Annotated in this window: 9 protein-coding genes; 5 read left to right on the top strand and 4 right to left on the bottom strand. The window is 72.2% G+C overall.

What is annotated here, in order from left to right; genetic code table 11:
- Positions 1-61 precede the first annotated feature (61 nt).
- Entirely contained in the window at positions 62-661 is a 600-nt protein-coding gene (locus tag APR03_RS17090) for a uracil-DNA glycosylase family protein (RefSeq protein WP_253837508.1), read from the top strand.
- 3 nt (positions 662-664) lie between these two features.
- Here the strand turns inward: APR03_RS17090 and APR03_RS17085 are convergent, their stop codons facing one another.
- Positions 665-1,309 carry a VOC family protein gene (locus tag APR03_RS17085; RefSeq protein WP_253837506.1) on the bottom strand — a complete coding sequence of 215 codons (645 nt, stop codon included), beginning with the start codon at positions 1,307-1,309 and terminating at the stop codon, positions 665-667.
- 155 nt (positions 1,310-1,464) lie between these two features.
- On the opposite strand from APR03_RS17085, the gene APR03_RS17080 reads away from it, so the two are divergent.
- From APR03_RS17080 to APR03_RS17065, 4 genes are read left to right on the top strand one after another with little or no spacing between them, the layout of a single operon-like run.
- The gene (locus APR03_RS17080; protein ID WP_253837504.1) at positions 1,465-2,778 is read left to right on the top strand and encodes an ABC transporter substrate-binding protein; all 1,314 of its coding nucleotides are present in this window, start codon (positions 1,465-1,467) and stop codon (positions 2,776-2,778) included.
- Positions 2,775-3,704 (top strand): carbohydrate ABC transporter permease, encoded by a 930-nt coding sequence (locus tag APR03_RS17075; protein WP_253837502.1) that lies wholly within the window; start codon positions 2,775-2,777, stop codon positions 3,702-3,704. Before APR03_RS17080 ends, APR03_RS17075 begins: the two co-directional genes overlap by 4 nt.
- Complete coding sequence (locus APR03_RS17070; protein WP_372494923.1) at positions 3,701-4,585, top strand: carbohydrate ABC transporter permease; 885 nt, start codon at positions 3,701-3,703, stop codon at positions 4,583-4,585. Before APR03_RS17075 ends, APR03_RS17070 begins: the two co-directional genes overlap by 4 nt.
- A 20-nt stretch (positions 4,586-4,605) precedes the next feature.
- On the top strand, positions 4,606-7,029 hold the full coding sequence (locus APR03_RS17065) for a glycoside hydrolase family 31 protein (RefSeq protein WP_253837500.1): 2,424 nt from the start codon (positions 4,606-4,608) through the stop codon (positions 7,027-7,029).
- A gap of 103 nt (positions 7,030-7,132) precedes the next feature.
- Here APR03_RS17065 and APR03_RS17060 read toward each other — a convergent pair whose 3' ends face one another.
- From APR03_RS17060 to APR03_RS17050, 3 genes are all read right to left on the bottom strand, one after another.
- On the bottom strand, positions 7,133-8,155 hold the full coding sequence (locus APR03_RS17060) for a LacI family DNA-binding transcriptional regulator (RefSeq protein ID WP_253837498.1): 1,023 nt from the start codon (positions 8,153-8,155) through the stop codon (positions 7,133-7,135).
- Positions 8,156-8,183: 28 nt separating this feature from the next.
- Entirely contained in the window at positions 8,184-9,530 is a 1,347-nt protein-coding gene (gdhA, locus tag APR03_RS17055; RefSeq protein ID WP_253837496.1) for an NADP-specific glutamate dehydrogenase, read from the bottom strand.
- A gap of 186 nt (positions 9,531-9,716) precedes the next feature.
- Entirely contained in the window at positions 9,717-11,453 is a 1,737-nt protein-coding gene (locus APR03_RS17050; RefSeq protein ID WP_253837494.1) for an L-aspartate oxidase, read from the bottom strand.
- Positions 11,454-11,479: the final 26 nt, after the last annotated feature.

Here is an 11,479-nt window from a genome sequence, read left to right as displayed (position 1 = left end):
CGCAGGGTGGACACTTGCGGGTAGCTCGCACGGGGGACACGGACGGGGTGAGACTGGGCCGGTGCAGACCGCCCTCGACCTGATCCGGGCCGAGATCGCCGCCCACCCCTCCAACGCGTGGGCCCGCGACCTCGGGTACGAACCCCTCTACGCCGCCGCGCCGGGCGCGCGGGTCGCGCTCGTCGGCCAGGCGCCGGGCCGCAAGGCGCAGGAGAGCGGCGTGCCGTGGAACGACGCGAGCGGCGTGCGGCTGCGCGGCTGGCTCGGCGTCGACGACGCGACCTTCTACGACCCGGACCGGATCGCGATCCTGCCCATGGACTTCTACTACCCCGGCAAGGGGGTCTCCGGGGACCTGCCGCCCCGCAAGGACTTCGCGGACCTGTGGCACCGGCGCATCCTCGCCGAGCTGCCGCACGTGCGTCTGATGGTCCTGGTGGGCGGGTACGCCCAGAAGTACTACCTGGGCGTGCGCGCCCGGCCGACCCTGACCGAGACGGTGCGGGCCTGGGCCGAGTACCTGCCCGACGCGATACCGCTGGTGCACCCCTCGCCGCTCAACTTCCGGTGGCAGGCCCGGAACCCGTGGTTCGAGGACGAGGTGGTGCCCGCGCTGCGGTCGCGGGTGGCGCAGGCGCTGGCCGCCGACGCTCGGGCCTGATTCTCAGCTGGTCCGGTCCGGCACCGGCTCCCATGCGAACCCGTCCGGGTCGGTGACGGCGCCGAGGCCGCCGTGCACCACCAGCCGGTGCGAGCCGGTGCCCTCGGGCGGCACGCCGGCGTCCTTGGCCAGCGCGCGCCGCTTGTAGAGGCCGAAGCCGAACCGGCTGGTGGCCATGTCGAGGTCCATGTCGAAGTCCACGTAGGACCCGAAGCTCTTGCCCACCTTCAGGCCGTGGTCCACGTAGAACCGCTTGCTCGCCGCGACGTCCTCGGCGCCGACCAGCAGCACCACCTCGTCGAACCGGCGCTCGGCCGGGCGGGAGTCCTTCTTGGCGGAGGTCGCGACCTTCCAGATGGCGCCGTCGGGCGCCTGGACCACGCCGCCGTGGCCCCAGAGCGACTTGGCCACGGGCTTGAGCACGGCGGCGCCCGCGGCGACCGCCGAGTCGAACAGCGCGTGCACGTCGCCGGGCTGGGCCGAGATGAGGGACACGTGGAACCCGCGGAAACCGCTCGTGGGGGCGTCGGTCTCGCGCAGGTCGAGGAGGTCGCCCAGGCCGAAGGCAGCGTCGTAGAAGGCGCGGGCGGCCGGGAGGTCGGTCACGCCGAGGGTGATCGAGTGGATGTGCGCGTCGTTGTGTGCCATGTCGTCGACGGTAGGCCGGTCGGCCGGGGGAGTGCTTCTCGATTCCTGACCGGTACGGGGTGCGCGGGCGCGAGACCTGTTTGACGAGGTCTTTACAGCGCTGTAAATTCCGACGGTCGCTGCGAGCAACGGAGTTCGAGCATGGGAGATGCAGTGTGAGCCGACAGGTGAACCAGAGCCGGCAGGTGGACCGGCACAGGGGCGGCACGCTCAGCCGCCGCTCGTTCCTGGCGGGGTCGGCCGCGATGGTCGCGCTCGGCGCCGCCGGGTGCGCACCCGCCGCACGGGCCGGCGGCGGGGTGACGCTCCGCTTCTACGAGCAGAAGCAGGAGGTGCTGGCGTACTTCGACGACCTGCTCCGGCGCTTCGAGAAGGAGCGCGGCGGCGTGACCGTGGTGCACGACAGCACCGTGGCCATCGCGCCGCAGTTCGTCCGCAACGAGCCCGCCGACGTCGGCTGCTTCAACGACAACCTGGAGCTCGCCCGGTACATCAAGCGCGGGGTGCTCGGCGACCTGTCCGACCTGCCGTCGGCGCACACCGTCCGCACCGACATCGGCGAGCTGACCGACCAGTACGCCACCTACCCCGGCCGCACCAGCGTGCTGCCCTACTCGCTGGCCGCCGCGGGCGTGATCTACAACAAGAAGATCTTCCGGGACCACGACCTGCCGGTCCCGGAGACGTGGTCGCAGTTCGTCGACGTGTGCGAGGAGCTCAGCCGCGCCGGCGTCACCCCGATCTACGCGACCGACCGGGACACCTGGACGCTCTGGCAGGGCCTGTTCGACTACTCCGTGGGCAGCCTCGTGGCGCCCGGCGAGTTCTTCCGCCGGCTCAAGGAGCTGGGCACCGACGTGGGGCCGGACTCGGAGGTGTCGTTCGAGAAGGACTTCGCCGTGCCGATGGAGCGCGCCAAGACCATCTCGTCCTACTTCAACCCGGACCACGCGGTGCGGGCGTACGCCGACGGCAACCTCGCCTTCGGCAAGGGCGAGGCCGCCATGTACCTGCAGGGCCCGTGGGCGCTCGGGCAGATCGCCCTCGTGGACCCGGACCTGGAGATCGGCACCTTCCCGCTGCCCGTCTCGGAGAACCCGGACGACCGGCAGGCGCGCGTGAACATCGACCTGGGCCTGTGGATCCCGACGGCGTCGCCGCACCAGGACGAGGCGCGCGAGCTCGTCGAGTTCCTCATGCGGCCCGACATCATCAACGCCTACAACAGCGACAACCTCGCGTACTCGACGCTCCAGGACGCCCCGCCGCAGCAGGACGAGCGGCTGGCCGGCCTCCAGGAGTACGTCGACCGGGCGGCCTTCTACCAGGGCGCCGGGACGTTCGTGCCGACGTCGATCCCGCTGGGCAACTACCTGCAGGCCGCGATCCGCAGCGGCAACTTCGAGGGCATGCTGCGCCAGCTCGACGCGGACTGGCGCCGGCTGGCGGGACGGGGAGCCACGGTATGACACACCGTACGAGCGCGACAACGTTGTATCGCAGGAAGTCGTATCGCCGGGGGTCCTATCGCAGGGAGCGGCGCGTCGACCGGGTCTACTACCTCTTCCTGGTCCCGACCCTGCTCGTGTTCACGGCGTTCGTCGTGATCCCCGCCCTGATCGGCATCTTCTACAGCCTCACCGACTACGTCGGCTTCGGGGAGTGGTCGTTCCTGGGCCTGAGCAACTACGCGGCGCTGTTCAGCGACCCGCGCATCCTCGAGGCCTACGGGTTCACGCTCGGGTTCGCGGTGGTCACCGTCGTCGTCGCGCAGGTGATCGCGCTCGCGCTCGCCGTCGCCCTGACCCGGCGCATCCGGTTCGCGACCACGCTGCGCACCGTGTTCGTCATCCCCATGGTGGTCTCCGGGATCGTCGTCGCCTACGTGTTCAACTTCCTGTTCTCGAACTCCCTGCCGGCGATCGCCACGGCCGTGGGCTTCGGGCCGCTGGAGGAGAGCATCCTCGGCAACCCCGACCTGGCCTGGCTGTCCATCGTCATCGTGTCGGCGTGGCAGACCATCCCCGGCGCGCTCCTGGTCTACACCGCAGGGCTCACCTCCATCCCGACCGACCTCTACGAGGCCAGCGCCCTGGACGGCGCCTCCCCGTGGCGGCAGTTCCGGTCGGTCACCGTCCCGCTCATCGCGGGCTTCATCCTGATCAACACGATCCTCGGCGTGAAGGGATACCTCGGCGTGTACGACGTCATCGTCGGCCTCACCGGAGGCGGACCCGGCACCGCGACGAGCAGCGTCGCCATGACCATCTTCGGCGGCTTCACCGGCGGCGACTACGCCTACCAGATGGCCAACGCGACGGTGTTCCTCGTGGTCACGGCGCTGATCTCCGTGGCCCAGATCATCGCCACGCGCGGAAGGGCGGTCCGGCTGTGACCACCACCCAGACCCCGGTCCGCACGCAGCCGCCCGCGGGCCTGCGCGCACCGGGCCGCGTGCACCGCACGAGCTGGCCCCTCACGATCCTGCTGGCGCTCGCCACGCTCACGGTCTTCGTACCGTTGTACGTCACGCTGTCCATGGCGTTCAAGACCAGCGCGCAGTCGGCCGACGGCAACGCCTTCTCGCTGCCCGCCCCGCTCAACCCCGCCAGCTTCGCCGAGGCGTGGACGCTCACCCGGTTCCCCGTCTCGTTCGGGATCTCGGTGGGGGTCGCGGCGCTCGCGGTCGTGCTCACGCTGCTGCTCAGCTCGCTCGCCGCCTACGCGATCGCGCGCAACTGGTCGCGCCGGTTCTTCCGCTGGTCGATGATCTACCTGCTGGTCGCGCTGTTCCTGCCGTTCCCGGTGGTGGCGCTGCCGCAGATCCAGCTCACCGCCCTGACCGGCCTGGACAACCCGCTCGGCGTCGGCATCCTGCACGCGATGTTCCAGCTCTCGTTCAGCGTGCTGCTCTACACCGCGTACCTGCGCTCGATCCCCATCGAGCTGGAGGAGAGCGCACGCATCGACGGCGCGAGCACCTGGCAGATCTTCTGGCGCATCATCCTGCCGCTGCTCGGGCCCATGAACGCCACGGTGGGCATCTTCGCCTTCCTGGCGTCCTGGAACGACTTCATGATGCCGTCGCTCATCATGGCCGACCCCACGCTGCAGACCCTGCCCGTGGTGCAGAACATCTTCCAGAGCCAGTTCGGCACCGACTACAACGTCGCGTTCGCGTCGTACCTCATGGCGATGGCGCCGACCATCGTCGTCTACCTGTTCGCGCAGCGCTGGGTGATCAGCGGCGTGACGCAGGGCGCCGTCAAGCACTGACCCCCGATCCGAGGAGCCTCATGTCCCAGCCCGTCGACCAGGCCGTCGACAGCCTGCCCGTCATCCGGCCGCTGCCGGACGCCGCGCCGCACGCCCGCCCCGAGCAGCAGGTGCTCGGTGCCGGCTGGCGGATCACCGTGCTCACGGACGGCGTGTTCCGCGTCGAGCGGTCGGCGGACGGCGGCTTCGAGGACCGTGCCTCCACGTTCGCGATCCGGCGCGACCTGCCGCCGGCCGAGTTCGCCGTCGAGCGGCGGGGCGACGGCGTCGTGGTCACCACGCGGCGCGCCCGGCTGCGGTACGACGGCGGGGAGTTCTCCGCGAGCGGTCTGGTGGTCGAGGTGCTGGGCCGCGACTCGGGGCGCTGGCGGTACGGCGAACCGACCCGCGACCTGGGCGGCACGGCCCGCACCCTCGACGACGTCGACGGCCGGACCGAGCTCGAGCCCGGGGTCGTCGCGCGCGACGGCATCGGCGTGCTCGACGACTCGGCGTCGTTCCTGTTCGAGGACGACGGCTGGGTCGGTTCGCGGGTCCCGGGGCGGCAGGACCTGTACGTGTTCGTGCACGGCCGCGACTACACCGACGCCGTGGCCGACCTCTACCGCGTGTCCGGCAACCCCATGCGGCTGCCGCGCTGGGCGCTCGGCAACTGGTGGAGCCGGTACCACGCGTACAGCGACGCGTCCTACCTGGAGCTGCTGGACCGCTTCGACGCCGAGGGCGTGCCCTTCTCCGTCGCGGTGATCGACATGGACTGGCACCGCGTGGGCTCTGTGCCGCCTGAGCACGGCAGCAGCTGGACCGGCTACTCCTGGGAGCCCACGCTCTTCCCGGACCCCGAGGCGTTCCTGCGCACCCTGCACGAGCGCGGCCTGCGCACCACGCTCAACCTGCACCCGGCCGACGGCGTCCGCGCCTTCGAGGACGCGTACCCGGCGATGGCCCGCGCCCTGGGCGTGGACCCGGACGGCGGGCAGCCGATCGGCTTCGACCCGACCGACCCGGCGTTCCTGCGGGCCTACTTCGCCCAGCTGCACCACCCGCTGGAGGCGCAGGGCGTCGACTTCTGGTGGATCGACTGGCAGCAGGGCCGCACCTCGGGGATGGCGGGCGTGGACCCGCTGTGGGTGCTGAACCACTTCCACCACCTGGACGCGGCGCGCGACGGCCGGCCGGGCATGACGTTCTCGCGGTACGCCGGCCCGGGCAGCCACCGGTACGCCGTCGGGTTCTCCGGCGACACCGTGGTCTCGTGGGCGTCCCTGAACTTCCAGCCCGAGTTCACCGCCACCGCCGCCAACATCGGCTACTCCTGGTGGAGCCACGACGTGGGCGGCCACACGCGCGGCGTGCGGGACGACGAGCTCGCCACGCGCTGGGTGCAGCTCGGCCTCTTCTCGCCGATCCTGCGGCTGCACTCGGCCAACAACCCGTTCATCCGCAAGGAGCCGTGGCAGTTCCCGCCGGAGCACCGCGCCGCGATGGGCGACGCCCTGCGGTTCCGGCACCGTCTGGTGCCCTACCTGCACACCATGAACCACCGCGCCGCCGCGGGTGTGCCGCTCGTGCGGCCCATGTACCACCTCGAGCCGCGCCGGCACGAGGCCTACGAGGTGCCCCACCAGTTCGCGTTCGGCAGCGAGCTGCTCGTCGCGCCTGTCACCACGCCCCGCGACCCCGCCTCGCTGCGGGGCCGGGTGCGGGTGTGGCTGCCCGCCGGGGTCTGGACCGACGTCTTCACCGGGGCCGTCTACCGGGGCGACCGCACGATCGAGATGCACCGCGGGCTCGGGTCCGTCCCGGCGCTGCTGCGCGCGGGCGGCATCCTGCCGCTCGACGCGGGGCCCGACCTGGACGCCACGCGCAACCCGTCGGCGCTCGAGCTGCTCGTGGCGCCGGGGGCCTCCGGGCGGCTGGTGCTGGCGGAGGACGCGGAGGACGACGCGGTGGCGGGTGCTGCCGCGGTGGACGACGCGGTGGCGGGCGCTGCCGCGCGGACGGACCTCTCCTGGGACCGTGAGCGCGGCGAGCTGGTGATCGGCGCCGCGCAGGGGGCCACCTCGGTGCTGCCGGAGACCCGCGAGTGGACGGTGACGTTCCTGGCCGCGCTGCCCGCCGGGCCGGTCACGGTCAACGACGCGGAGGCCGAGGTCACCGGCGTCGACGGGCGGTGGAGCGTGCACGCCTCCGGGCCCGCCGCTGCCGAGATCGTCGTGCGGGTGTCCGGGGGGCCGCTGCACGTCGGCACCGACCGGCTCGCGGCGGCGCGCGAGATCCTGGAGTCCGCGCAGGCCGGCAACCCGGAGAAGCTGCAGGCGTGGGAGATCGTCAGCAGCGACCGGACCGCGACGGAGAAGATCGCCGAGCTGGCGGCCGTGGCGCTGCCGGAGGCGGTCCGGGCGGCGGTCCTGGAGCAGCTGGCGGCGGTAGGCGCTGTCTGACCTCGAGGCGCCGCGCCGAGGTCGGTCCGTTGTCTCGAGATCGGTCCAGGCCTGTGCCGATCTCGGTGCAACGGACCGACCTCGGCGAGCGGGGCCAGGGCGGTCAGGGAGTGGGGAGGTTCGGGGCGCTCTCGCGGTACGCGATGGTGTGGCCCACCGTGACGTGGCGGCCCGGGCCGGCGTAGCCGTCCAGGCGGTCGAGCAGCAGGTCGAGGGCGCGCTCGGCCAGCTCGCGGGTGTCGGGCGCCACGGAGGTCAGGCTCGGCGCGGTGCTCGCGCCCAGCTCGATGGCGTCCCAGCCGACCACGGCCACGTCGCCCGGCACGTCGAGGCCGTGCCGGCGCAGGGCCCGGAGCGCGCCGATCGCCGCGAGGTCGTCGCGGCACAGCAGCCCGTCGATCTCCAGCCCGGCGGCCAGCGCCACGTCGAGGGCCTCCTCGGCGTCGCGCGCGTCGCCGTCCTGCCGCCGCTGCACGAGCAGCGCCGGGTCCACCACGAGCCCGGCCTCCTCCAGCGCCGTGCGGTAGCCCTCGATGCGCAGCGTCGACGTCCACGACACCCGCTCGGTCTCGTGCCCGAGGAAGCCGATGCGCCGCCGTCCCGAGCGGACCAGGTGGGCCACCGCCTCCCGGGCCGCGGCGACGTTGTCGATCGCGACCTGGTCGGCGTCGTCGGGCTGCGGGTCCTCGCCGAGGAACACGATGGGCATGCCGTGCCGTTCCACGTCCAGCTCCCGGGCGGCCAGCACCTGGGGCTGGAGCACCATGCCGTCCACGATCCCGGCCTCGCGGTCGTGCAGCACCGAGCGTTCGCCGTCCGCCGTCGCGCCGGTCTCGGCGAGCAGCAGGCGGTAGCCGCGCGCCTCCGCGACCCGGGCGAACACGTGGGCGAGCTCGGCGAAGTAGGGCCGCCGCAGGTCGGGGAAGGCGAGGCCGAGCATGCTCGACCGTCCCGTGGCCAGGCTGCGCCCGGTCCGGTTGGGGCGGTAGCCGAGCTCGTCGACCGCGGCCTGCACGCGCTCACGCATCGCCGGGCTGACGTGCCGGTAGCCGCGCACCACGTTGGACACCGTCTTCATCGAGACCCCCGCGCGGTCGGCCACGTCCTGGAGGGTCACGCGTCTCATGACCGCAGGTTACCCGCGGGCCCGCGCGTCAGATCAGGCCGAGCGCGAGGGTCGCGTCCGCGACCCGCGTGAAGCCCGCGATGTTCGCCCCCGCCACGTAGTCCCCGGGCACGCCGTACTCGTCGGCGGTCTCGAGGGCGCGGTCGTGGATGGAGCGCATGATCTCGGCGAGGCGCGCCTCGGTGTGCTCGAAGGTCCACGAGTCGCGCGAGGCGTTCTGCTGCATCTCGAGCGCGCTGGTGGCGACGCCGCCCGCGTTGACCGCCTTGCCCGGCGCGAACCGCACGCCCGCGTCCCGCAGGAACCGGATCGCCTCCGGCATGGTCGGCATGTTGGCGCCCTCGGCGACGATCTGGCAGCCGTTCTCGACCAGGGACTTCGCGTCGGTGCCGTTCAGCTCGTTCTGCGTGGCGCAGGGCAGCGCGATGTCGCACGGCACCTGCCAGATCGACCCGCCCGCGACGTACTGCGCGGTGCCGCGCCGGGCGGCGTAGTCGGCGACGCGGCCGCGTCGCTCGTTCTTGATCTCCTTGAGCAGGTCGAGGTCGATGCCGTCCTCGTCGACGACGTACCCGCCCGAGTCGGAGCACGCCACCACCCGGGCGCCCAGCTCGTGCAGCTTCTCGATCGCGTAGATCGCCACGTTGCCCGAGCCGGAGACGACCACGCGCTTGCCGTCGAACGAGTCGCCGGTGCTCGCCAGCATCTCGCGCACGAAGAAGACCGTGCCGTAGCCCGTGGCCTCGGTGCGCACCTGCGAACCACCCCAGCTCAGGCCCTTGCCGGTGAGCACGCCGGACTCGTACCGGTTGGTGATGCGCTTGTACTGCCCGAACAGGTAGCCCAGCTCGCGCCCGCCCACGCCGATGTCGCCGGCCGGCACGTCGGTGTGCTCACCGAGGTGGCGGTACAGCTCCGTCATGAACGACTGGCAGAACCGCATGACCTCGGCGTCGCTGCGGCCCTTGGGGTCGAAGTCGCTGCCGCCCTTGCCGCCGCCGATCGGCAGGCCGCTCAGCGAGTTCTTGAAGATCTGCTCGAAGCCGAGGAACTTCACGATGCCGAGGTACACCGAGGGGTGGAACCGCAGCCCGCCCTTGTACGGGCCGAGGGCCGAGCTGAACTCGACGCGGAAGCCGCGGTTGAGCTGCACGCGGCCGGCGTCGTCGGTCCACGGCACGCGGAAGATGATCTGCCGCTCCGGCTCGCACAGGCGCCGGATCACCTCGGCGTCGGCGTACTGGGGATGCTTGGCCACGACCGGGCCCAGGCTCTCCAGGACCTCGCGGACGGCCTGGTGGAACTCCGTCTCGCCAGGGTTACGGGTGATGACCTCGTCGAAGACCGGGACGAGGCGCTCGTCGAGCAGGGGCACGCGGTATCTCCTTCAGGTGGTGCAGGCGGCGACACCATAAGCACCCGCCCGGGGCGCCTGCGACGCCGTCCCACGGTTCGGCGCGCCGTCCGGACCCTCCCGAACCCCGTCACCCCGTCGAGTGCGGGCTTCTCGCCCTCTTCGAGCCTCGGAAAGGGCGAGAAGCCCGCACTCAGCGGAGGCTGGTCACTCGACCAGCTTGCCCGCCGTCGAGACCTCCTGGGCGGCGATCAGGGCCGCGATCTCGTCGGGGACGGCGGGGATCTCCTCGCGGACGACGCCGGTCTTCGGCGACCAGACCAGATTGACCTGCAGGTTGGGGTCCACGTCCGGGTAGTCGCTGCGGTTGTGGCAGCCGCGGGTCTCGCGCCGCTCCAGCGCCGCCTCCAGCGTGGCGCGCGCCGCGATGAGGGAAGCCCTGAGGTCGAACGCGTGGGCCAGGTCCTGGAACCCCGCGATGTCGGGGTGGACGCCGACGTGCGTGGCGCGCTCCTCGATCTCGGCCAGCTCCGCCAGGCCGGCGAGCAGCCCCGCCTCGTCCCGCACGACGCCCGCGTGCTCGGTCATGGTGTCGCGGATCGCCCGCTGCAGGGCGCGCACGTTCTCGTGGCCGTCGGCGGCCAGCAGGTCGGTGACCTCGGCGCGGGCACGGTCCTCGGCGTCGTGCGAGCGGCGCTGCGCCTCCAGCCCGGCCGAATAGGCCGCGGCGGCCCGCCCGACGATGCGGCCGAAGACCAGCAGCTCGATGAGCGAGTTGCCGCCCAGGCGGTTGGCGCCGTGCAGGCCGCTGGACGCCTCGCCGATCGCGTACAGGCCGTCGATCTCGGTGCTGTGGTCCTCCGGCCGCACCCACACCCCGCCCATCGAGTAGTGCGCGGTGGGGGCGATCTCGATCGGGTCGGTGGTGATGTCGAGCATCTGCAGCTCGAGCATCGTCTGGTAGACGCGGGGCAGGCGGGTCATGATCGTCTCCCGCGGCAGGTGCGAGACGTCGAGCCACACGCCGCCGTTGGCGGTGCCGCGGCCCTCCTTGATCTCCGTGTACGCCGCCAGGGCCACCCGGTCGCGGGTGGACAGCTCCATCCGCTCGGGGTCGTACTTCGCCATGAACCGCTCACCCACGGCGTTGCGCAGGATGCCGCCCTCGCCGCGCGCCGCCTCGGAGACCAGCGTGCCCGCCGCGTTCTCCGGCTCCAGGATGCCCGACGGGTGGAACTGGACCAGCTCCGGGTCGCGCAGCCGGGCGCCGGCCTCGACGGCCAGGCGGAACGAGTCGCCGGTGTTCTCGTCCCGGCGCGAGGACGTGCGCCGCCAGATCCGGTTGTGCCCGCCCGCGGCGAGGATCACGGCGTCGGCGTGGATGAGGTAGCGCGTGCCGTCGGTGAGGTCGAAGCCGTAGGCGCCGAACACGGCGCCGTCGTGCGTCAGGATCCGGGTCACGTAGACCGAGTCCAGGACCGGGATGTCGAGCTGCGTGGCCCGGTTCACCAGGGAGCGCTGGATCTCCAGGCCCGTGTAGTCGCCCGCGAACGCGGTGCGGCGGTAGGTGTGCGCGCCGAAGAACCGCTGCGAGATGCGCCCGTCCTCCTCGCGGGCGAAGGCCATGCCGTACCGCTCCAGGTCGGCGATGCCCTGGGCGGCGCCCTGCGCCACGATCTGCGCCGTGTGCGGGTTGGCCAGGAAGTAGCTCTCCTTGATGGTGTCGGCGGCGTGCTGCTGCCAGCTGTCCTCGGCGTCCATGGTGCCGAGGGCCGCGTTGATGCCGCCCGCGGCGAGCGAGGTGTGGGCGTCCATCCGGGGGCGCTTGCCGAGCGCGAGGACGTCCACGCCCTGTTCGGCGAGCTCGATGGCGGCCCGCAGGCCGGAACCGCCCGTACCGATGACGAGCGCTGTCGTGGAGATGCGACGTTCGGTGGTGTGCATACTCCATCTGACACCGCAGCCGGCCG

The organism is Promicromonospora thailandica (assembly GCF_024171955.1).
GTDB classification, from domain to species: domain Bacteria; phylum Actinomycetota; class Actinomycetes; order Actinomycetales; family Cellulomonadaceae; genus Promicromonospora; species Promicromonospora thailandica.
This window is presented reverse-complemented; position numbering and strand designations above follow the sequence as displayed.